The sequence below is a fragment of the Micromonospora sp. NPDC000663 genome, assembly GCF_042898105.1.
GTDB lineage: Bacteria > Actinomycetota > Actinomycetes > Mycobacteriales > Micromonosporaceae > Micromonospora.
Genome location: NZ_JBIAYR010000001.1, coordinates 1,342,739 through 1,363,956 on the forward strand (window position 1 = coordinate 1,342,739; position 21,218 = coordinate 1,363,956).

The following is a 21,218-nucleotide window of genomic DNA, read 5'->3' on the forward strand; positions in this document are numbered from 1 at the left end:
CCGGTGGACCCGCCGACTCGCGATGGGATGGGCATGACGCAGCTGTTCTCGGTCGAAGGTAAGACGGTTCTGGTCACCGGCGGCTCGCGGGGGATCGGTCTGATGATCGCCCAGGGCTTCGTCCGGGCCGGCGCCCACGTGATCATCTCGTCCCGCAAGGCGGACGTCTGCGAGGCGGTCGCCAAGGACCTCTCCGCCGAGGGCCGCTGCGAGGCCATCCCGGCCGACCTGAGCGACGACGCCGGTGCCGAGGCGCTGGCCGCCGCCGTACGGGACCGCTTCGGACGACTCGACGTGCTCGTCAACAACGCCGGCGCGACGTGGGGCGCACCGCTTGAGGAGTACCCGGAGTCCGCGTTCGACAAGCTCTGGGCGGTGAACGTCAAGGCTGTCTTCCGGCTCACCACGTCGCTGCTGCCGGCGCTGCGCGCCGCCGCCAGCGCCGACGACCCGGCCCGCGTGATCAACATCGGGTCGATCGACGGCATCCGCGTGCCGTGGATGGAGGTGTACGCGTACTCGGCCACCAAGGCGGCCGTGCACATGCTCACCCGTGGCCTCGCCCACCAGTTGGCCGGCGAGCAGATCACCGTCAACGCCATCGCGCCCGGCCCGTTCGAGAGCAAGATGATGGCGTTCGCGCTCAACGACCCGGCGAGCCGCGCCAGCATCGAACAGCAGGTGCCGCTGGGCCGCATCGGTCGCCCCGAGGACATGGCCGGAACCGCCATCTACCTCTCGTCGCGGGCCGGCGCCTACCTCACCGGGGCGGTCATCCCCGTCGACGGCGGCATCACCACGCGCGGCTGAACGCCGGCCGACCCGGAGCGGGCTGTCCGCGTACCCCCTGGGTGTGCCGGGGCCGCGCGGACTCGGCAGATCCGCGCGGCCCCGGTGTGGCCGGTGTTTCCCTTTCCGGCGGTGCTCAGCGACCGGCGAGCAGCCGGTTCACCGCCGTGTCGACGTCCAGGTGCTCGGCCTCGCGGCCGCGCGGGACGACGACGTACGTCCGTCGAAGGAATCGCACCAGGACGCTGCGCGGCACCTCGAAGAGGGCGTTGCCGTCCGGTGACGACAGGGCCAGCGCGACGAAGTCGCCGCGCGGGGTGGCCCAGGGCCAGACCCGCACATCCCCGATGCCGGCCGGCTCGTCCAGACCGGTGACCAGCAGTTCGCGTGCGAACGACCAACTCACCGCCTCGCCCCCCGCCGATTCGGCATGGAACAGGACATGGACCGCATACGGGTCAGCAGGGTCGTAGCGCAGACTGGCACGCACCGGCAAGGCGGTGGCGTCAGGTGCGACGAGCCTTAGCGACGTCTCGACCTCTACGGTCGTCGGTCGAATGACACTCATGGACGTTCTCCCCCCGGCACCGCTGCGGAACGCGCGTGTCCCGCTTTTCCCATACTCAGGTGCTACTCCTGGCTACGCTCCGCCATACGCTGACTTCACCCAGTGGTGGGAAGGGGGACGGAAAGGCCGCGTGAATGTGAGGATTCATGTAGGATTTCCGGTTCTGCCCAGTGCGTGATCCCGCCCGGCATCGGGTGGTTCAGTCGTCGACTTACTCCGGTAACGTCCAGTCGGGCGTTGCAGTGACGGGCCCGGGCGACACTGGGGGGTGAAATGGTCGCGAAACGATCCTCAGTGGATGAGCCAGCGGCGTCCGGCCCGCCGAACGTCGCGGTCCAAGCAGCCGAAAAGCGGGGGTACGCAGTGCCGAAGGAGCAGCCAGGGCAACCCGGACGGACGACGTCCGGCGACAGCCGTTCCGGTGGCGTCCTCGTCGCCGGGAAGCCGCCGCAGCGCCCCCACTGGCGGCAGCGGATCTCGACCACCCTCGACCTCATCCGGGCCAACCCCACCGGCCGAATCACCCTCAAAATCTTCATCGCGATCGCCGGGGCGCTCGTCGTGACCATCGGCATCGCCCTCATCCCGCTACCCGGGCCGGGCTGGCTGCTGGTCATCGCCGGGCTCGGCATCTGGGCAGTCGAATTCCACTGGGCCCGCCGCCTGCTCGGCTTCACCCGCCGACACGTCCACGCATGGACGCGATGGGTGACCCGACAGTCGCTGCCGGTGCGAGCCGTGCTCGGCGCCGTCGGGCTGATCTTCGTGGGCACCGTCGTCTGGCTGTCCCTCAAGTACAGCCTCGGCATCGACGTCGTCGCCGAAGCCATGCACTACATCGCGACGCACTGACCCCGGATTTCCGGTCCGGATCCACGATCGGGTAGAGTCAACGGTGCTGAGGGCGATTAGCTCAGTGGGAGAGCGCTTCGTTCACACCGAAGAGGTCGCTGGTTCGATACCAGCATCGCCCACTCTCAGTTTGTGCAGGTCAGAAGCCCGTTACCGAATGAGTCGGTAACGGGCTTCGCCGTATGTGCCGCTTACATTGGGAGCAGATTGGGAGCAGCGGCACGTAGCCCGGTTGTGCTGCGGTCGCCGCGATGATCGGGCAGGCGTGACGCTGGCTCTCCTCGGGCTGGTGAGTCAGGCCGGCGGCCTCTGGGGTTACCCGCAGCGGGTCGTCTTGGGGTGGGCGGATGGTGGCGCTGCAACGTTGCTGCTGATTCCCTGGCGAGGCCGCGATGGCGTATAGGGCCCGCCCGAGTGGAACGCCCGGACGTTGGCCAGCGGTCCGCCTATGGAGGCGAAGAGCCGACAGCTACTTGCGCGTGTCCTTCCCAGTATCCCGAGCTTCGCCGCTACACCGCTTGTTGAGTCCGTCGTCGCCGTCGGCGCTCTGTGACTCTCCAGGCGGCCGAATTGTGGGGCGTCGTCGCTTGCCCGCTTGAGGGTGACGCGGTTGGGCCTGGCCACTGTTGCGGGAGGTGGGGGAGCCGTCGTCCTTTCTGTCGACGGTTGGCCTGCGGATCGCATGCTCAGGGAACTGGATGGAACGGCGCGGGTGGTTGGAGCAGTTGCGACCGCGTTGCTCGGGCTGGCCGGCAATGTGGTCACCAACCGGGTCGATGTGCCCGGTGGGCGGTGGCTGCTCGTGGTGCTGGGCGTCTTCCTGTTACTGCTTGTGGTGGTGGCGATTGTGGAAGCGCGTTCTCGCCGCGCTGGGTCGGCCGCAGTTCCAATGACGATCGCTGAAGTCTCCGCAGGGCGCCGGTCCGATGGCTGTACTTGTGATGTGCCACATCAAGAGCTCCATGGGCGTACCGCGCCTCACCAGTCTGGCCCGTGGCCGTTGCGGACGCTGGCTGAGTTGGAAAGCAAGCGGCACTCGATATCAGACAGCCGCGTGAGGGAGGTCTTTCACGCAGCCGGCTGGGAAGGAACACTGCGGAGGCTGTACCCGGAAACCCCGTTGGTGTCGCTGGGCGGCGTCACCTTCCCGATCTGGGCCGAGATCGCGGCGCCCAAGCTCAGAGGCGACCTCGACTCGGCGATTGGCAACATCACCGATCACTGCCGGCCTGATAGGCGTCGATATGATGCGGAAGGTCGTGGGTTCGACGACCGCGGCAGGGCGGAGTTCCGCCGGACCTACTGGCGGCGCGACGAAGTTCGGCGGTTCAACGCGGAGACGTTCGCGCTCGACAAGATCGAGCGCCACGGGCCGGGCAGGGTCCGCATTCATGCTCGCTACGGCACCTACTTTCAGTCGGTGGCCACCTCGGAAATGCTCGAGCGCGAGTTCATCAACGTCGTAAGTCGCCGACCGGATGCCGTGTGGTCGTTGAGCGACTTCCCGCGACGTGCCTGGCTGCGAGAACAGGCTGGCGGAAGCGAGCTCTTCAACGGTGCCCACCGGGCGGCCGCCTTGTCGGTGGCGGCAGTGATGATCGTGAAGGAGAAGCAGGGGTACAGCGCGCTGTTGGGCCGGAGATCCGGGGACGTCAAGACGCATCCGGGCTTCCAGCATGTCTTTCCCTCCGGAATTCTCGCGCCGACCAGCTCCCGGTACGGCAGTGAGCGCTCGGAGTACTCCGTGGAACGAGCCTTCCTTCGCGAGTTCGCCGAGGAGCTGTTCGGGTACGACGAGTTGGCCTATGACAGCCGGGACCTTCGCGATGCACTGGGCGGCATCTGGCCGATTCAGCATCTGCTTAACGCCACTCAGCCCGGGCCTTTGGGGGAACGACCGCCGGTCGAGATCAGGTATACCGGCATCTCGGTGCCGCTACTCACCCTCCGCCCTGAGGTGTACGTGCTCGTGCTGGTTTGTCAGCCCGGCTGGTTCGATGAGCTGGTGAGCGGAGCGGAGCTCAAGTGCCGTCGGCACGGATTCAACCTGAACTGGGAGTTTGAAGACGACCGCGACGCCATCGACGGTAAGAGGCTGAACTCGATCCGCGTTGAACTTGACGATCAGTTCGCGCTCACCGGCAGGCACCGGCTCACTCCGCTCAATACCGTTCCTCATGCCGCCGCGGCGCTGTGGCTCGGCGCGCAGGTCGCTCGCGACCTGGTGAAGCGGGCATTCTCGCGCCGGTACCGCGACCAGCGCATCCTCTGTGGTGACCTCTTTGGCGGATCCGAAGGCGTCAGCGTGGCACCCACAGGCAGTAGGGCGGCGTCCGCTCATGCCGAGTTGTGGATGCTGGCGTCCGTTCACCCGCGCACACGTAAGGTCCGGGCATGGCTAACGCGAAGATCAGGCTCGACCATTGCGTGATCGCGGTCAGCAACTGGGAACGCTCGACGACCTTCTATCGGGACGTCCTGGGTGCCGACGTGGTCGACCATCCCGACGGTCGTGTGGCCTACCGGTTCGGCGATCAACAGCTCAACGTCCACGGGCCGGGCCTAGATGTCGGCAAGCTGGTGGCACGGCCGCCCGTGCCGCCTGGCGGCAGCGACCTGTGCTTCGTTTGGCCCGGCACCACCGAGGACGCGATCGCTCATCTTCAACACCATCGTGTCGAGGTAGAGGCAGGGCCGGTTATCCGCAGCGGTGGAGGTGGGCGTGGCGTGAGTGTCTACTTCCGGGATCCGGACGGTTCCCTGCTGGAGCTGATCACCTACAGCGAACCCTCGTAGCCCTGACTGGCTCCGAAGATGATCAGACCCTTGGCGGCTGTCAGCGAGCATCCGCACATGCCGCCGTCCGTGCGCGCCGGCTCACCACCACGTGGCACCTGGTGAAGGCAGACAGGCGGGCTGAGCGTCCGCCCGTAGCCGAGAGTGTGTCGCGCAACGACACACCTCGGTCCGTACGCGGGAGGGGTTGGTGTGACGTGGTTCGATAACGTCCATGACCCCGCAGCGCGTTGCCGCCATCGTCCTGTTTCTGGTCGCGTTTCTGGCCTTGGGCGTCTCGCACGCCTTCCCGTTCCGGGAGGACATTTCCGGCGTGATGGAGACGGCCATCGTTCTCGCCGGTGTGACCTGCGCCTTGGGCGGCGTCCGTCTGTGGTTGCACAAGACGATCGATCCGGAGGCCTAGGCGGTCGGCGCACTGATCTAGCTGCTATCCGCGCCGACTACCAAGCTGCATTTGGCCTGCGAGCAGGCCGGGAAACCGCTGTCGATGCTACTCACCGCGGGACACCGCGACAGCCCGCAGTTCGCCGCCGCGCCCCGCCGTCGAGTGCGGCATCAACCGCCTCAATCGAGAACGAGGGCTGGCCAAGCGATACGAAAGCGGGCCGTCCGCCCGATTCGTCATCTGAGACATCAATCCCGCGGCAACGCCGTGACCAGGCCCTTCAGACTGGGACCTCTTCATCAGTCGCGTGGCTGCGCAACAAAAGAGATCTTGGTCAGGGAGACGGTCAGTAGTTGGAACCGAGGGCGGGCCGGGTCAGTGCAGGCGTACCCGTCGGGCGAGCTCGGCGCGGAGGTAGTCGATGCCGGCGCCGGTGCGGGCGGAGACCGCGATGGCGTCCGGGTGGACCCGGCAGAGCGCGTCCACCCACTCCGGCGGCGCCACGTCGATCTTGTTGAGGACCAGGAGCTCGGGAACGTCGCGCGCGCCGATCTCGTGCAGCACGCCGTGCACGGTGGTGATCTGGTCCAGCGCGTCGGGGGCGGACGCGTCGACCACGTGCAGTGCGAGGTCGCTGCGGGTGACCTCCTCCAGTGTCGAGCGGAACGCGTCGACGAGTTGGTGGGGCAGGTGTCGGACGAAACCCACTGTGTCGGTGACGGTGTAGGTCACATCGTCGGTGCTGATCCGGCGGACTGTCGGGTCCAGGGTCGCGAACAGCACGTCCTGGACCTGGGCGTCGGCGCCGGTCAGCCGGTTGAGCAGAGCCGATTTGCCGGCGTTGGTGTAGCCGGTGATCGACACCGAGGGCACCTGGTTACGGGCGCGGCGGCTGCGGGTGCGCTCGCGCCGTCGGGCGAGTTCGGAGGCGTTGCGGCGTAGTCGGGTTGCGCGCTGGCGCAGGGTGCGGCGCTGGGTTTCCAGCCGCATCTCACCGGGACCCCGGACACCCATGCCGGCGCCGCCGGCCGTGCGGCCGCCGCCGACGCGGGACATGGAGCGGCCCCCGCCGCGCAGACGGGGCAACTGGTAGGCGATCTGCGCCAGTTCCACCTGTACGCGACCCTCGCTGGTCCGGGCGTGCTCGGCGAAGATGTCGAGGATCAGGGCAGTGCGGTCGACCACCCGTACGCCGACGCGTTCCTCCAGGTTGCGTACCTGACCGGGGGTCAGCTCGCCGTCGGCGATCACCAGGTCGGCGTGTGCGCTCTCGGCGCGCGCGGCCAGTTCGTCGACCTTGCCGGAGCCGACGTAGGTCGCCGGGTCAGGGTTTGGCCGGCTCTGCACCACCTCGTCGGCGACGGTCAGGCCGTCGGTGACGGCGAGCCGGCGCAGCTCGGTCAGCGAGGTCTGCGAGCCCGGGCCGCTATCCGCCGCACCGTCGTCGCGTACCGCCACCAGCACCGCTGTCGGACGCTCGCCCTGGCCACCGGTGTCCGGCCCCAGCAACCACGATCCGGCCATGGTCCCCCTCACCTCGTCTCGGGTGCGTGTCACCTACCCCCGGCGGAAGCGACCATGCCAGCCACCCGCTCCCAGCCCGGCTGGTCGGCTGCCCCGCGATGGCTACGGAAGCCCTTGGTGGCGCCGGGCACCAGGTCCCCGGCGGTCCTCGGAGAGCCGTGCCCGACGGAGCTATATGCTCCCAGCCCTTGTGGCCGACGGTTCGATGACGTCGGCGGTACGGCGTCAAGAGTCGGCGCGGTTCGTGGGCTCTCTGGGCCCTGCAGCGATCCGCATGCCCGGACGCCTTCTGGTGTCCTGTCCCGGTGGCCGGTCTCGCCACCCAGACCGTTCCAGGTGCTGACCAGGTCTCCGTCACCCTGGTCGGGGCCGGCGGCGGCCACACTGCGGGGTTCACCGGCGCCCTCACCCTCACCCTCGACGAAACGCAGTACGCACAGGGCGACGGACCCCGCCGCCTGGCCGCGCGACCACCGTCACCGTGCATGTGCTCGACATGGCGGCGGAGAGTCGCTTGCCGATCTGGGTTTGTCAGACGTGACCGCCGGCGTGCGTTTCTCCCTGTCGATCGTGCCCATGCACGAGTACGTCACAGGAGCGCTCAACATCTACGCCACCCGACCCGAGGCCTTCCGCGACAAGGCGGTGACCCTCGCCGAGACCTTCGCCGAGTACGCGGCCGTCGCCATGACCAACGCCCACCTGTACGAGACCCAGGTGACTCTGGCGCAGCACATGAAGGCCGCGACGAGGAGCCGCGCGGTGACAAGGGCAAGGGCTCAGCGAGCGCCGCCTTCAGCAGACCCTGGGGCCGTCATGACTGCGGGTGTTGGAGTGCGCCCCAGCCATGTCATGAGGTTTTCGGGAGTGCACCACTTCCGCGTGGGTAGGACTAGCGGACGACGCGTGCGTACGCGGCCCGTGATTGGAAGGAGAGCACATGGCTACCGGAGAAACCGGCTTCGACGACGTTACGTTCGACCTCATCTCCGTGCAGTACCACTCACTCAAAGCGGGACACGACTACGGGCAATACGTCCGCGACGCCAAGAACGCCGGCCAAGACGAGATCGCGTCGTTCTTCGAGCAGGTCATGGCGGAGGACTCCGCGCGTGCCCACAAGTGCCACGAGTTCCTGGCCCGCCTCGGCGGCACGGACAACACCAGCCCGCAAAACAGCTGAACCGCCGGCGTCTCCGCAGGCTCAGATAGCGACGGGATTGCGGAGACGCCGCTCACGCGGACCGAGTCGCCACCCGCTCAATACGTGGTCTTCTACCTTGCTCAGGCTCCGTCCGGCATACCCCTGCTGGACAAGCCTCTCGCCGAACGGCGCGCCCTGCTGACATCACTGCTCGCCAACGTCGCAGCACAGCTCACCCTGTCACCGCAGAGCACCGACGTTGGACAGGCCACGGAGTGGGTACACACCGGCACCGCCGCCGGGTATCGAAGGGTTGATGATCAAACGGCTCGACAATCGCTACGAGGCCAGCCAACGCGGCTGGCACTGTCAGCGATCAGGACCAGCAGGATCGCGTGCCGCAGGTAACGCTCCCACCCGGCCGGTCCGGGCGGCAGCGCGTAGTGCAGCGCCCCGACGTGTTCGATGACCTGACCGACTCCGTGATCGACCCCGCGTTCCTCTTGGTGGCCTGGGATCGGGTGCGGAACAACGGCGATCAGGCCGCCCGCCCGATCGTCGCCAGGTGCCGACCCAATGGGTCGAATCCCGCCTGTCCGGTCGTGCGGATTGCGACGATGGGAACGGCCAGCAGTCGCAATCATGCAGGCACATCACCGGGGGGCGCGGCCGATGGGACGGATGCGGGGTATCCATGAGCGACCCGCCGGTCTGACCTATCAGCCGGACGTGGTCAGCAGCGACGAGGAACGGTCGTTGCTGGCCACGGTGGCGGCGCTCGACTTCCGCGAGATCCGGATGCACGGCCAGACCGCCCGCCGCACGGTGCGGTCCTTCGGCGTCGACTACGACTTCGGATCGTTCCAGCTCACCGAAGCCGAACCGATGCCAGTCGCACTGCAGGAGGTGCGGCGGCGGTGCGCCGACCTTGCCGGGGTGGCAGAGACGAGCTTCGTCGAGGCCCTGGTCACCCGCTATCCACCCGGCTCGGTCATCGGTTGGCACCGGGACGCGCCGGTTTTCGGGCCGACCGTGGTCGGCCTGTCGCTGGGCTCCGCCTGTGTGATGCGCTTTCAACGCGGCACGGCCGAGAAACGCCGAGTGTACGAGATAAGGCTGACGCCACGGTCGGCGTACGTGCTGTCCGGGGCCGCCCGCTCCAGCTGGCAGCACAGTATCCCGCCGGTGCCGGAGCTGCGGTACTCGGTCACCTTCCGGCAAGTTCGCCGGGGGGCAGGCAGAGGCAGTGGTGCCGAGGCCGGCGGCCTTCCCAAGTCCGGCGGAACCGGCCCGGGGTGACGGACAGCCCCGCTAGCGTCAGGCCATGCCCGCCCGTCCGTCCCGCTGGTCGAGGCCGCTCCGGATGCTGGAGGCGCCGTCGTACCTGCAGGCGTTCGTCCTCTCCGGCGTGCTCACGGTGCTGGTCATCCGCGCCTTTCTCCAGGCGGCCAACTATCCGCGACTCGGCGGCGGTGGGCTGCACCTCGCGCACGTGCTCTGGGGTGGTGTCCTGATGACCGCCGGCCTGGGGGCCGCGCTGGTCTTCCTCGGTAGCACGGCGCGGAGCCTGGGCGAGGTTCTGGGCGGGATCGGGTTCGGGCTGTTCATCGACGAGGTGGGCAAGTTCGTCACCGCCGGGACCGACTACTTCTACGCGCCGGCCGCCAGCATCATCTATGACGCCTTCGCCCTGCTGGTGGTGATCACCCCGGCTCTCTCGGCGGCGGGCCCGGCTCTCCGGCCCAGAGCGTACGGCGAACGCCCTGTACGGGGTGGTTGGTGGGATCCGCCGGTCTCACCGAGGATCGTCGCGCCGCCTCGCCCGGCTGGTCGGTGGGGTGCGGTCCGGGCGTCGAGGAGGGGGTGGCCCGGCTGCTCGACGTGGTGCCTCGGCGCGAGCAACCCGGCTCCCGGTTCTGGCAGCCGTGGCTCAGGTGGGCCCGCCAGGCCGTGGTCTGGGTGACAACCCACCGGTGGGTGGTGGCGCTGCTGGTGCTCTATCTGGTCGGCGAGCCGTTCGCGGTCGTGGGGGACGCCTTTCTGGACGCGGTCACCGGCCAGCTCGACGACCAGCGGGAATGGCGTGCGGTGCTGAGGATCTCGGCCTGGGCGCTGATCACCGTGGTGCTCAGCATCCGGGGGCGTCGATGCCTCGCGACCGGGTGCGGGCCTTCCGGCTTTTCAAGCTCGCGCTGGTGAACCTGCTGTTCGGGCAGATCCAGTTTCACCGTCAACCAGTTCGGGGCGCTCTCCGCGCTCGCGGTGGACCTCTTCCTGCTCGCCGTGGTGACCGCCGAGTACCGCCGGCTGTGCCGGCAGGCTCCGTCGCCCGGCCGATGACGTCCGCTGACCATGGCGTCGGCGTGTGAGGATTGGTTCACGCGTGCAGTGATCTTGGACGAGTTCGGTGCCCGACCCGGCGGGCAGTTCGGGGAGATGACCGTGATGATGCAGTACCTGTGGCAGGGGTGGACCTGCCGGGTGCCTGGCAAGTACAAGGACATGATCATGGACATCGGGACCGAGGAGATCGATCACGTCGAGATGCTCGCCCGCCTGCTCGAAGGCGCCCCCGCAGAGACGACCGAGAAGGCCGTGGCTGTCAACCCCGTGCTCGCCGCAGTCATCGGCGGCATGAACCCGCAACTTGGACTGCCTGCCCGAGCCGGTCGCGCTGACCGACGACATCCCCCTGCCTCCGCCGCCGGACCCGAAGCTGTTCGTCACCTACGACGGCTCGCAAGGACCGGGCCTGCCCGGAGACGCCGGCGGCGCCCACGCCCAAGGGGTCACCAACGTCGTCCGCAAGATAAAGGACGCCCTTGACTGATAGCGGTCGCCGGAGCGCGGCCGCACTCGACATCCCAGGTCAGGCGACAGATACCAGACGACGGGGCTTACGGCCGGGCACGGAAGCCGCCGTGCAAGGCCGGAGAGGAAAGGAAGCGGCCGCCGTTGCTCGACCTCCCCACGCCCGTGGGGGTGGGCCGGTGATGCGGTTCGGCGGCGTCGCCGTCGTGGCGTGCTCCCTGCCCGCCTCCACGTGCTGCCCAACCGCAGATGTTGACCGCACCTCACCCGTGGCTGATTTGTTGGTCGCTGCTTTGGGTAGTCACCCGCATGGATGCTGCTCAGGAACGTGCGCCTGATTCGTCCTCCGATGTTGACGCCGTGGCGGCCCGGGTGCGGCGGGTAGCGGAGCGGGTTCGTCAGAGTGGGCGTCGGGAGTGGCGGGTGCGGCTGCGCCTGACGCACGTCATCCTGGTGATCTCGGTGCAGGCGGCGCTGGCGGCGGCGTTGTCCTGGTTCATCGGGCACGACGTGTTGGGCATCCCCGCGCCGGTTTTCGCTCCGTCCGCGGCGGTCGGGACGATCGTCGCGGCAATCGGCCAGCGGGTCCGACGAACCGCCCAGACGCTGATCGGCGTGGTGATCGGAATCCTCATCGGGGATGCTCTGCTCTATACCGTCGGTCCGGGGCCGGTGCAGGTTGGTTTGGCGGTGGGTGTCGCGATCGCGTTCGCGTTGATCCTTTCCGGTGGCAGCGGCGCGGTCGTGGCACATGCGGGTGCTTCGGCGGTGGTGATGCGCGACGCTGTCGCCGGTGGATCCCGACCTCGAGTGGCCCAGGATCCTGGATGCCCTCATCGGTGGGGTGGTGGGGCTGGTGGTGGTCACGCTCCTGTTCCCGGTCAACCCGATGCGCGTTCTGAACCGGGCGGCCACGCCGGTCGTCCAGTTGACCAGCGCGGAACTACGCACCATCGCGACCGCGCTGGATGAGGGTGACGCTGAGCAGGCGACCACGTCCCTGCAGCGTCTGCAGGAAGCGGGACCCGACCTCGCCCGATTGTCGCAGGCGCTCGACGGAGCGAAGGAGGTGGTGAGTCTGGCACCGGCGAGATGGCTCAGGCGACAGGACGTGGAACAGTTCGCCCACTTCGCTGAGCATGCCCCACGGTTGATCGGCGACGCACAGGATCTGGCGCGGACCTCCGCGACCGCCTTGCAGTACGACGAAGCTGTTCCGTCTGAGCTGAGCACGACACTCCGGCAACTCGCCGACGCCAACGAGCAGCTCCGGGCGGAACGCGTGTCCGGTCGCGATCCGCAGCGGGCGCGGGCGACAGCCCTTGCGGCCATGCACGGCGCCCGCATGGCCGGCGACGTTGCCAGCGGCCGGTTCAGTCAAGCACTGGTCACCCAGACGCGGGTTACGGCGAGTGACCTGCTCCGCGCCAGCGGTCTCGATCCGGAAACGGCCAATCGGCAGACTCGGGAACGTTACGGCGAGAGCGCCTGAGATCGCAGAGGTGACGATGCCACTAGCGGCACAGGTGGTGGCTGTGCCCTGCTGCTCGACAGGGAGCGGCCTCTCCGCGGAATGCCGCTGCACAGCATCCTTTTCGTATGCCGATGCCTGACCGGGGCCGCTCGTGAGGAAACGACGTTCGATGCGCTGCAACGCGACATGGCGGACGGGATGCTGGTCGATGGGGAGCCGGCGGCCAGCGCCGACCGACCCCCTCACCTATTCTCGTCGTCCTCCTGTCCGGGATGGCGCCACTGCGGCGGGGCTTCCTCTCCCCGTTGGGAGTCCAGTGGGTTTTCGTCGGCTTCGGTGGTCCGCTCGAAGCTTGGGCGACGGGTCTGTTCCGGCTCGGGTACCTCGATGGGCCGGGCGCCGGATTGTGGAGTCTGTTGGGCACCCGCAACACCCGGGGACGGCGGTACGTTTTTCTCGCGGTGCAGCTCCTCGCCGATGCTCTGTGGGGGTTTGGCGGCGCGTTGCGGCAGGTCGCGGCCGAGGTCGGCGACCAGGGTGCCGTACTTGGCGTCGAAGGCGGGGCGTTCGGAGCGGATCCGGGGCATGCGGTCGAAGTTGCGTAGCGGCGGCGGGCAGGTTGTCGCCCATTCCAAGGAGTTTCCGTACCCCCAGGGATCGTCGACGGAGACGGCGGCGCCAAAACGCCAGGATTTCCAGACGTTGTAGATGAAGAACAGGGTGGACGCACCGAGCACGAAGGATCCGATGGTGGAGATGGTGTGCAGGGTGGTGAAGCCGTCCTGTGGGAGGTAGTCGGCGTAGCGGCGGGGCATTCCGCGGTTGCCCAGCCAGTGGTGGACCAGGAAGGTGGTGTGGAACCCGACGAACATGGTCCAGAAGTGGACCTTGCCGATTCGTTCGTCGAGCAGTCGGCCAGTCATCTTCGGGAACCAGAAGTACACGCCGGAGAACGCGGCGAAGACGATGGTGCCAAACAGGACGTAGTGGAAGTGCCCGACGACGAAGTAGCTGTCGTGCACGTGGAAGTCGACAGGTGGGCTGGCCAGCAGTACGCCGGTCAGGCCGCCGAAGAGGAAGGTGACGAGGAACCCGATGGCGAACAGCATCGGGGTCTCGAAAGTCAGTTGTCCCTTCCACATGGTGCCGATCCAGTTGAAGAATTTCACCCCGGTGGGGACGGCGATGATGAAGGTGGTCGCCGAGAAGAAGGGCAGGAGGACCTGGCCGGTGGCGAACATGTGGTGGGCCCACACGTTCAGCGAGTAGAAGAAGATCACCCACAGTGCGAGGACCATGCCCTTGTAGCCGAACAGTGGCTTTCGCGCAAAGACCGGCAGCACCTCGCTGATGATGCCGAAGAACGGCAGCGCCACGATGTAGACCTCGGGATGGCCGAAGTACCAGAACAGGTGTTGGTAGAGCAGCGGACCACCGTTGGCGGCGTCGTAGACGTGGCTGTCGAGCACGCGGTCGGACAGCAGGGCGAGTAGCGTTGCCGACAGCAACGGGAATACCACGATGGCCATCAGTGCGGTGATGAACATGGCCCAGGTGAACAGCGGCATTCGCCACATCGTCATTCCGGGGGCGCGCAGGGTCAGGGTGGTGGTGATCAGGTTGACTGACCCGAGGATGGTGCCGACGCCCGAGAGCACCAAACCGATGACCCAGAGGTTGCCGCCCACCCCCGGTGTGTGTTCCACCTGACTCAGCGGCGGATAGGCCGTCCATCCGAAGTCTGCGGCGCCTGCCGGGCTGATGAAGGAGCCGAGCACCATCAGGCCGCCGAACAGGTACAGCCAGTAGGCCAACGCGTTCAGCCTGGGGAAGGCGACGTCAGGTGCGCCGATCTGCAGGGGCACGAGGTAGTTCCCGAATGCGAAGGCGAGCGGTGTGGCGAACAGGAACATCATGATCGTGCCGTGCGAGGTGAACAGCTGGTTGTACTGCTCCTGGGAGAGGAACTGCATCCCCGGGCGGGCCAACTCGCCGCGCATGAGCAGCGCCTCGATGCCTGCGGCGATGAAAAAGAAGAACGACGAGACCAGGTAGAGCAGGCCGATCTGCTTGGCGTCGGTCGTGGCGAGCAGCCTGAGCAGCGTGTTGCCGGGCACCGCCCGTCTGACCGGCCCGGGGTAGCCCCCGAACGTCGCCGGAGCCAGGATCGCTGCCTGACGATGGCCAGGCTCGGTGCTCGCTGACTTCGGCATGGCTCACTCCAAGACCTGGATCCGTAGGACGCTCAGCGATCGTAAACGGGCCGAAGCGCACCGAAAGGCGCTTATCTCGTAATTGCACCTGCTCGGAACCACGCGCGGCCGGGGCGCGTAGCGATCGGATTCAGGCGTCGAACGGCACCCCGTCTTAAATCCCCGCTCAGTCATCGACCTCAAGCGCGAGACCGGTGATCGCTCAGTGCCGGGCGGGCGCCGAGGCCGCCCAGGCGCAGGTAGATCAGCTTGGATCTGAGGGCTGCGGAAGGTGCGAATCGCACGTCGCTTGGTAGCGCTGTGGCCCAACAGCCAAGCACAGCTATGAGGCATTGATCGGTCACGGGGACGGCCGGTTAGCGGTGCTGTCTGTCGGGAAGGCAGGCGGCGACCGCGGGTACCGGTAACCAATCGGAGGACTCATGGATGTTCACCAAGCAGCCGCCCTCACCTGTGATCGTCCCCTACGCATCGCGATGGTCCTCCCGCCCTGGTTGCCGGTGCCGCCGCCGGGCTACGGCGGGGTGGAGCAGGTCGTCGCCGGGTTGGTGGACGCCGTCGTGCTGCACGGTCACGCGGTGACCCTGTTCGGCACGGGCGACCGGCACGGCACCGCGGCCCCCAGGTTCGTCTCCACCGCACCCGACCTGCAGTTCGCACGGCTCGGCGAGTCGCTGCCGGAGCTGGCTCATCTGGCCCGGGTGAATCACCTGATCAGGGCGACGGACTTCGATCTCATTCACGATCACACCGTGGTCGGTCCTCTGGTCGCAGGGCGCCGGGCCGTGCCGACGGTGGCCACTGTGCACGGCAACCCGGTGGGCGAGCACGGCGACGTACTTAGCGACACCGACCGGGGGGTCGGCCTGGTTGCCATCTCGCACGGCCAGCGTCGGCTGAACCCGGGGCTGCCGTGGGCCGCGACGGTGCACAACGCGTTGGACCCCCGGCTTATCCCGTACAAGGCCGAACCCGGCGCCGGACCGGTGTTGTGGTTGGCCCGGTTCAGTCCTGACAAGGGCCCGGACATGGCGATTCGCGCCTGTCGGGCTGCCGGGTTGCCGCTGCTGCTCGCGGGCAAGTGCAACGAGCCGGCCGAACGCCAGTACTACCACGAGGTCATTGAGCCGATGCTCGGCGAGGACGTTGACGTCGTTCTCAACGCCGACCGGGAGGCCACCCTGCGGATGCTGGTGGAGGCCCGGTGCCTGATCATGCCCATTCGGTGGGATGAGCCGTTCGGCATGGTCATGGTGGAGGCGATGGCAACGGGTACGCCGGTGGTCGCGCTCGCCCGAGGCGCGGTGCCGGAGTTGGTCCGGTCCGGGGTGACCGGGCTGGTCTGCGAACGCTTCGAGGAGCTGCCGGACGCGCTGCGCGCCGTGGAGCGGCTCGATCCGGCGGACTGTGTGGCGCACGTGGCGGAGAACTTCTCGACCACCCGGATGGCATACAGCTACGAGGAGGTCTACCGGCGGTTCCTCGCGAACGCCGCGCCGGGTCGGACATAAGCGAGCCAGTCCGGATCAGCGTCGGTCGAGGGTGTGTAACGGCGCATGGGTGTAGCGGGCATGGTCTTCGTGGTGACCGTGGGGGATCCGGCTCGGTAACGACCTCGGTGACGCGGCGGCAGACGTTACGTCCAAATGCTGGATGCCATCGCCGAGAAGACGGGACAGAGGCGGGCTTCTCTATTGGCGCCCGATACCGCAGCCCGGCTTGAGCGCTCCGTTGACAAGCCCTGTGCCGAGGCGATCCGAGGAGGACCTGCCCGGCGCAGTGGGATCGGTTAGCCGCGACTGAGGAGGGTACGTGACAAGGAGGAACATAGATGCGAGATTGGATCGCATCCGCCAAGGGACGGCATGGCGCTGGCGGCGGATAGCCGCTAAGGCGGGGGTACTCGCGGCGCTTCTGATCATCCCCACCACAGGCCCGCTCGGGAGATCAGCGACAACGACGGCTACGAGTAGACCCAGCAACCCATGCCCAACGGTGAGATACGCAGCATCACCGCAGGCCTCGACTACAAGAAGCCCGCATCAGAACTTACCTTTTGCACGCCAACTTCTGGTCGGTTGGGCGACGCTATCGCGGGCATTTTCTCGTGGACCCGCCAGGGCCGCCGCCCGCCGGTGCCGCGCAGCTCGCCGGTAGCGATCTTCATCTTGACCTTGGCGATGTCGAAGCCGAGCAGGACGGCGACCTCGGCGGGAGAGTACCAGCGGGGGCGGAGGTCGTGGTTCGTGCGGCGGCCCCGGTGAGCCAGGCTTCGTGGGCGAGTTCTTCCCGACCGTTGCGTCTGCTCTCGCGTCGCTGACTTGCGGCGGTGTCGGTGCCCGTGGGCCGTCCGAGGTGCCAGCAGGCGTCGATGAGGCGCGCGAGGTGGTCTGGGACGCCCGCCGGTCGCCACGACACAGGGTTCGAGGGGCCTGATCTACGCTTCGGCCGTCAGGCCGAGGTTCGGATCTGCTCCAGGTACGTCAGAGGTTCCCGGCGGAACTCCATGAGCTCCCGCAGCGCGTCCTTCTCCGCCGTGGTGATCACAACGTCCTCCTCCGACAGGGCGCCGACGAGCGTAGGGATCGCCAGGTCCCAGGCCCCGGCGCCTCCGGCGGTCAGGACGATCGACCGGTAATTCGGGCTGATCCTGGGTGCGAGCTGGTCGGTGATCCGGCGGCTGAGCCGGTAGAAATCGATGACTTCCATGGGTCTCCCGTGGGTTCGGTTGCTAGGCCGGCGGGTTGGTGGTGACGCCCTCGCCGCTGACGGGGAAGCCGCCGGCGATGCTACCGTCCTTGTCCAGGGTAACGACGCAGGTGACGCCGTCGCGGGTGCCGCTGACGACCCAGCCGTCGCCGTGGGGACGCGCCTGCGGGCGGCTGTCGGGGTTGGCGGCAATGCTCTTGAACCAGCCCTCGACCTGCTCCTTGGTGGTGCCGGGCGGGAAGAGCGTCTTGCCGGGCTCGGTGGACGAGGGCTTGTGGTTGCCACTGCCCATGCCGTCGCCGTCCCAGATCTTGTCCAGCGCCCCGTCGCCCATCTCACCGAAGCGGTGCATGTCGTACCTGGCGTCGGCGAAGTCGGGGTCGTCCCAGGGGTTGGTCCTCTTGGGTGCCTCGGGCTCGGATGTGTCGGCGTCCTTCGGGTGGCCCTCCTGGGCGCGCTTGATGCCGTGCTGCTGGGCTGGTCCCACGCGCTTGGGCATCATTCCGGGGTTGAACTTGGGACGCTTGGAGCCGTCACCGCCGTGCGGCGGGGTGGGGCCTGAGGGGTGCTTGTGGAGGCCCGCCACAGCGAACAGGACCACCAGGACGGCGGTGGTCCGCAGAGCCGCCATGAGTTGTCGCATCGAGGGCCGCCTAGACGTCGAGGAGTGCGCGGAGGGCGGAGAGGCTGGTGATCAGGCCCATCAGCCAGCCGAAGATGCGGCCGGTCCAGCGGACGACGGCGATTGCGAGCTGGGAGGCGACCAGCGGTGTGGCGAAGCCGAGAGAGAAGACCACCTCGGCCAGCCACACCACGACCTTGGCGATGCAGTCGGCGACGAAGGCACGCACGACCTCCCGCACCGTCTGCACCAGGATTCCCGCGCCACGGGTCGCGGCACCCATGCCGGCGGCCGTGCCCGCGAAGATCCCGGCGACGTCGATGTTGATGGTCAGGATGTCGCGGTAGGCGTCGGCGGCGGCGCCCTGCCATCCGTCGAGGTCGCCGACCAGCCGCGCCTTGAGGTCCTCGGCGATGGAGAACAGCTCATTGGCCATGTTGTCCCAGGTCATGGCGTGCGTCTCGATGGTCTCGGGATCACCGGCGAGCCAGTCGAGGGCCTGCTTCAGTGGCTCGACCTGCTCGATGGCCCACTCGATGCCCATCGACAGGAGCGTGCTGAACGGGTCGATGGCGATGGCCGCCCCGTCGAGAGCGGCGCCCAAGCCGGCGATTGAGCCGTCGATCCAGCTGCCGGAGTCGATGGCGTCCTTGATGCCCATGTAGTCGTCGGCGAGCGGCAGGCCGGTCCAGCCGTCGCGGTGCGCGGCGCTGGTCGAAGGGATGTCGGAGGTCGTGGCGACCAGTGGGTTGCTCATGAGAGGACGCCGGGCCGGCTCAGGTCGCGGAGTGGAAGGAGTTGAAGCCGTCGGTGGTCGACTCCTCGGCCCGCTGGTAGGCGTCGGCGGTTTTCTTGATTCCCGCGGCGAGCAGCTCGATGTTCTCGGCGAGCATCCCCACGCCCTTGTCCTGGTCCCGGTGGCGTCCCTCCAGGATGGGCGGTAAGAACTGGCAGAGCTGCCCGTAGGCATCGTCGGCCTGGAAGATGGTGGCGCTCGCTGCCTTGACGGCGGCGAAGCGATCGTGAATGGCCAACATGGCCGTGGCGTGGGCGCGCAGGGCCTCGACGTCGACCTCGAACCCTCCGTACATCAGTAACGCCCCTCTTCGTCCTCGCTGTCGGCGGTCCGGAATCCGGCCAGCAGGGCCCGGCCGGTCGCCGAGTCGGCGCCGACCGTCTCTCGCACGACCTCGGCGGCGGCCTCGGCGAGCTTGACCCGCGCGTTGCGATAGGCGCCCATGATCGCCTGCTGCGTCTGCTCCAGGCTCACGCGCTGCACCCGCGCGGAGAGCCGAACGTCGGCCATCGCCCCCGTGGAGTCGACGGTGACCTCGACGATTCCGTGGGCGTCGCTGGCCGAGACCCGCAGTGCGCCCAAGCCGGCAGCGGCGGCCTGCGTGTCGGCGGCCCGGCGCACGGCATTGGCCTGCCAAGCCACCAGGCGTTTCCGCGCATCCTCGGCGTCCAACAGCGGATTAGCCATCGCGCCTCCGTTTCCGTTGCCGAGCAGGGGCATTAGAGGCGTCAGTGTAGCCACGGCCCGCCACACCAGGTTGCCGAGCGAATGCGGCGTGATCCGATCAATCTGGATCTCGGCGACGTGGATGTTGATGATCGTCTTCTTTGGAACTGCTCGACCTGGCGGCGGTCAAGGAGTCGGGTCGACGGTTCGTGCCGGGCGGGTTCTATGCGTACCTGGACCTCATACGGCCGACCGATCGACACGCGCCTGCCTCGCGAAGTTCGCGGGCTGGCGGCTCTGTATCTTGCGGTGGTGGTCTCGTAGGTTCAGATCATGACGCTTCCGATCGATCTCGCCGAAGACGGGTGGGTCGCTGAAGAACTGGAGTACGGTTCGGCGAACGAGACCACCGGCGGAGTGTGGCGGGTGTGCCGCGACGACGGTCCGGCGGTTCTGAAAGTCGCGACGCCACGACGGGACGGCGCGGTCGCGCACATGGCGGCGAGCCCGGATCCCGGGCACTTCAATTACTGGCGGCGGGAGCCCTGCGCCTACGAGGCCGGTGTTCCTGCCTCGCTGTTCGCCGAGGGCGACTTGTTCGCGCCGGATTGCCTGGCGGTGCAGGAGCGAGCGGACGGTTCGGTGGTCATGTGGCTGGAGGACGTGCGCGGGACGTCGGGCGCGTCGTTCGGGCCGGCCGAACTGGGTGATATCGCCTACCGACTAGGCGTCGCCCAGGCCGCATGGGTGGACCGCGCGCCGCTGGGCGCGGCCTGGCTGCCCCGGGACTTCCTCGCCGACGCCACCCTGGCGCAGCCAGTCCCGGACGACGTCGACTGGGACCATCCGGTGGTGGCCTCGGCCTGGTCGCGGCGGCTGCGGGCCGGGCTGCGGCGGCTGTGGGACCGGCGTTTCGAGGTGCTCGCGGCGGCGCGGGCACTGCCGCAGACGATGTGTCACCACGACCTGTGGGCGATGAACCTGATCGGTGCCGAGCGCGGCCCGGTGCTGCTGGACTGGACGTTCGTCGGTCCTGGGGCGATCGGCGGAGACGTGGCGAACATGGCGCTGGACTCGTTCTTCGAGGGGTTGATGGACGGAAAACTGCTGGACGAGGTGCTCGAGACGGTGACGGAATCGTACGTACTCGGAATGCGTGGGGTTGTCGAACCCGACGTGGTGCGCCGTGCGATCCGGGTGACCGGCGCGGCGAGGTTCTTCTGGCTCGCGCCGCGGATGATCGCCTCGGCGGGCCAGGCGGCCAACAACAACGGCTACAGCTATGACAGTCGAGACGTGGCGGAGCGGTTCGCCGGACGGGCACCCATTTTCGAGAAGGTCGCTCAATGGGCCGAAAGCGCTTGAGGTGAGGTCGTACCCATGTTGGGGGTGCCCTTCAAGCAGCGTCAGGAACGCCGTCGCGATCGTCATGGCGCGGTAGATATCTAGCTTGGTCGTGTCACGTCATTAGGGAGACCGCGATGACGGCAACTGCCAGCAGAGTGCTGACGCCGAGCACCGGCAGAGCGGTGGCCAGGCATCGCCGATGCCGCCCGAGGATCACTGCCAGCGCACCGGCGAGGAGCGCGTTGAGCGCCAGGACGAGGACCAGTACGAGGATGATGTCGCCGACGCTGCCCGGCCCGCGGTTACGCAGCGGCTCCAGTGCCTGGCTCTTTCCGATCAGGACAGCCGCCCACAGGACGGCGACCTGACTGCCGAGTCCCGCCAGCAGTCTGGCGAGGATGTACCAGAGACGGCGCACGGCCTGCTGTCGCACCCCTTGGACCCCCTGCTCGTGTTCACGAGAGTAACCCGACACAGGTTGACGGCGTCAACCTGTGGGCGTAGGTTGACATTGTCAAC

The 21,218-nt window shown here is 67.9% G+C and carries 22 protein-coding genes, 1 tRNA gene and 3 pseudogenes; 15 read left to right on the plus strand and 11 right to left on the minus strand.

The features are described from left to right. Nucleotides 1-33 precede the first annotated feature (33 nt). Nucleotides 34-810, plus strand: a complete 777-nt coding sequence (locus ACFY1S_RS06385; RefSeq protein WP_387113392.1) for a glucose 1-dehydrogenase — start codon at nt 34-36, stop codon at nt 808-810. A 115-nt stretch (nt 811-925) separates the two neighbouring features. Here ACFY1S_RS06385 and ACFY1S_RS06390 read toward each other — a convergent pair whose 3' ends face one another. Further along, the gene (locus ACFY1S_RS06390) at nt 926-1,357 is read right to left on the minus strand and encodes an SsgA family sporulation/cell division regulator (protein WP_007457244.1); all 432 of its coding nucleotides are present in this window, start codon (nt 1,355-1,357) and stop codon (nt 926-928) included. A 294-nt stretch (nt 1,358-1,651) separates the two neighbouring features. On the opposite strand from ACFY1S_RS06390, the gene ACFY1S_RS06395 reads away from it, so the two are divergent. The 5 genes from ACFY1S_RS06395 (at nt 1,652) to ACFY1S_RS06415 (ending at nt 5,411) form a co-directional block, all read left to right on the plus strand. Then, nucleotides 1,652-2,209: a TIGR02611 family protein gene (locus ACFY1S_RS06395; protein WP_387113394.1), complete on the plus strand. Its 558-nt coding sequence runs from the start codon at nt 1,652-1,654 to the stop codon at nt 2,207-2,209. A gap of 50 nt (nt 2,210-2,259) precedes the next feature. Next, nucleotides 2,260-2,331 (plus strand) — tRNA-Val (locus tag ACFY1S_RS06400). Nucleotides 2,332-2,891: 560 nt separating this feature from the next. Further along, nucleotides 2,892-4,640 (plus strand): hypothetical protein, encoded by a 1,749-nt coding sequence (locus ACFY1S_RS06405; RefSeq protein ID WP_387113396.1) that lies wholly within the window; start codon nt 2,892-2,894, stop codon nt 4,638-4,640. Continuing rightward, a complete protein-coding gene (locus ACFY1S_RS06410) occupies nt 4,604-5,005 on the plus strand; it encodes a VOC family protein (RefSeq protein WP_387113398.1) in 402 nt (133 codons plus the stop codon). The genes ACFY1S_RS06405 and ACFY1S_RS06410 overlap by 37 nt, the downstream gene beginning before the upstream one ends. A 214-nt stretch (nt 5,006-5,219) precedes the next feature. Further along, nucleotides 5,220-5,411, plus strand: coding sequence for a hypothetical protein (locus ACFY1S_RS06415; RefSeq protein WP_387113400.1), 192 nt, complete (start codon nt 5,220-5,222; stop codon nt 5,409-5,411). 357 nt (nt 5,412-5,768) lie between these two features. Here the strand turns inward: ACFY1S_RS06415 and hflX are convergent, their stop codons facing one another. Next, nucleotides 5,769-6,917 carry a GTPase HflX gene (gene hflX, locus ACFY1S_RS06420; RefSeq protein ID WP_387113402.1) on the minus strand — a complete coding sequence of 383 codons (1,149 nt, stop codon included), beginning with the start codon at nt 6,915-6,917 and terminating at the stop codon, nt 5,769-5,771. A gap of 940 nt (nt 6,918-7,857) precedes the next feature. On the opposite strand from hflX, the gene ACFY1S_RS06425 reads away from it, so the two are divergent. From ACFY1S_RS06425 to ACFY1S_RS06445, 5 genes and pseudogenes are all read left to right on the plus strand, one after another. Beyond that, nucleotides 7,858-8,100, plus strand: a complete 243-nt coding sequence (locus tag ACFY1S_RS06425; RefSeq protein ID WP_387113404.1) for a hypothetical protein — start codon at nt 7,858-7,860, stop codon at nt 8,098-8,100. A gap of 717 nt (nt 8,101-8,817) precedes the next feature. Next, nucleotides 8,818-9,360, plus strand: a complete 543-nt coding sequence (locus ACFY1S_RS06430) for an alpha-ketoglutarate-dependent dioxygenase AlkB (protein ID WP_387113406.1) — start codon at nt 8,818-8,820, stop codon at nt 9,358-9,360. 25 nt (nt 9,361-9,385) lie between these two features. Next, a pseudogene (locus ACFY1S_RS06435) lies at nt 9,386-10,401 on the plus strand (hypothetical protein). A 108-nt stretch (nt 10,402-10,509) separates the two neighbouring features. Continuing rightward, a pseudogene (locus tag ACFY1S_RS06440) lies at nt 10,510-10,647 on the plus strand (manganese catalase family protein); the annotation flags it as partial. A gap of 61 nt (nt 10,648-10,708) precedes the next feature. After that, nucleotides 10,709-10,891: a hypothetical protein gene (locus tag ACFY1S_RS06445; RefSeq protein ID WP_387114406.1), complete on the plus strand. Its 183-nt coding sequence runs from the start codon at nt 10,709-10,711 to the stop codon at nt 10,889-10,891. A gap of 379 nt (nt 10,892-11,270) precedes the next feature. Here the strand turns inward: ACFY1S_RS06445 and ACFY1S_RS06450 are convergent, their stop codons facing one another. Further along, nucleotides 11,271-11,507, minus strand: coding sequence for a hypothetical protein (locus tag ACFY1S_RS06450; protein ID WP_387114409.1), 237 nt, complete (start codon nt 11,505-11,507; stop codon nt 11,271-11,273). Between ACFY1S_RS06450 and ACFY1S_RS06455 the strand changes: the two genes are divergently transcribed. Both ACFY1S_RS06455 and ACFY1S_RS06460 read left to right on the plus strand, forming a co-directional pair. Beyond that, nucleotides 11,392-11,844 (plus strand): FUSC family protein, encoded by a 453-nt coding sequence (locus ACFY1S_RS06455; RefSeq protein WP_387114353.1) that lies wholly within the window; start codon nt 11,392-11,394, stop codon nt 11,842-11,844. The two genes, ACFY1S_RS06450 and ACFY1S_RS06455, sit on opposite strands and share 116 nt — an antisense overlap. Further along, nucleotides 11,729-12,364, plus strand: a complete 636-nt coding sequence (locus ACFY1S_RS06460) for a hypothetical protein (protein ID WP_387113408.1) — start codon at nt 11,729-11,731, stop codon at nt 12,362-12,364. The genes ACFY1S_RS06455 and ACFY1S_RS06460 overlap by 116 nt, the downstream gene beginning before the upstream one ends. A gap of 224 nt (nt 12,365-12,588) precedes the next feature. On the opposite strand, the gene ctaD is transcribed toward ACFY1S_RS06460, so the two are convergent. Beyond that, entirely contained in the window at nt 12,589-14,559 is a 1,971-nt protein-coding gene (ctaD, locus tag ACFY1S_RS06465; RefSeq protein ID WP_387113410.1) for a cytochrome c oxidase subunit I, read from the minus strand. 422 nt (nt 14,560-14,981) lie between these two features. On the opposite strand from ctaD, the gene ACFY1S_RS06470 reads away from it, so the two are divergent. Next, nucleotides 14,982-16,070 (plus strand): glycosyltransferase family 4 protein, encoded by a 1,089-nt coding sequence (locus ACFY1S_RS06470; RefSeq protein WP_387113412.1) that lies wholly within the window; start codon nt 14,982-14,984, stop codon nt 16,068-16,070. Between the two features lie 629 nt (nt 16,071-16,699). Here the strand turns inward: ACFY1S_RS06470 and ACFY1S_RS06475 are convergent. The 6 genes and pseudogenes from ACFY1S_RS06475 to ACFY1S_RS06500 form a co-directional block, all read right to left on the minus strand. Further along, nucleotides 16,700-16,828 (minus strand): annotated as a pseudogene (locus ACFY1S_RS06475) (DNA-binding protein); the annotation flags it as partial. A 182-nt stretch (nt 16,829-17,010) separates the two neighbouring features. Beyond that, the gene (locus ACFY1S_RS06480; RefSeq protein ID WP_387113414.1) at nt 17,011-17,268 is read right to left on the minus strand and encodes a hypothetical protein; all 258 of its coding nucleotides are present in this window, start codon (nt 17,266-17,268) and stop codon (nt 17,011-17,013) included. Between the two features lie 22 nt (nt 17,269-17,290). Next, nucleotides 17,291-17,911: an EndoU domain-containing protein gene (locus ACFY1S_RS06485; protein WP_387113416.1), complete on the minus strand. Its 621-nt coding sequence runs from the start codon at nt 17,909-17,911 to the stop codon at nt 17,291-17,293. 10 nt (nt 17,912-17,921) lie between these two features. Continuing rightward, nucleotides 17,922-18,647 carry a WXG100 family type VII secretion target gene (locus ACFY1S_RS06490; protein ID WP_387113418.1) on the minus strand — a complete coding sequence of 242 codons (726 nt, stop codon included), beginning with the start codon at nt 18,645-18,647 and terminating at the stop codon, nt 17,922-17,924. A 19-nt stretch (nt 18,648-18,666) separates the two neighbouring features. Beyond that, nucleotides 18,667-18,981 (minus strand): hypothetical protein, encoded by a 315-nt coding sequence (locus ACFY1S_RS06495; RefSeq protein WP_387113420.1) that lies wholly within the window; start codon nt 18,979-18,981, stop codon nt 18,667-18,669. Beyond that, entirely contained in the window at nt 18,981-19,373 is a 393-nt protein-coding gene (locus ACFY1S_RS06500) for a YbaB/EbfC family nucleoid-associated protein (RefSeq protein ID WP_387113421.1), read from the minus strand. The genes ACFY1S_RS06495 and ACFY1S_RS06500 overlap by 1 nt, the downstream gene beginning before the upstream one ends. A gap of 312 nt (nt 19,374-19,685) precedes the next feature. Here ACFY1S_RS06500 and ACFY1S_RS06505 point away from each other — a divergent pair, with 312 nt between their 5' ends. Beyond that, entirely contained in the window at nt 19,686-20,717 is a 1,032-nt protein-coding gene (locus ACFY1S_RS06505) for an aminoglycoside phosphotransferase (protein WP_387113423.1), read from the plus strand. A gap of 94 nt (nt 20,718-20,811) precedes the next feature. Here ACFY1S_RS06505 and ACFY1S_RS06510 read toward each other — a convergent pair whose 3' ends face one another. Beyond that, nucleotides 20,812-21,132, minus strand: coding sequence for a hypothetical protein (locus ACFY1S_RS06510; RefSeq protein ID WP_387113425.1), 321 nt, complete (start codon nt 21,130-21,132; stop codon nt 20,812-20,814). Nucleotides 21,133-21,218: the final 86 nt, after the last annotated feature.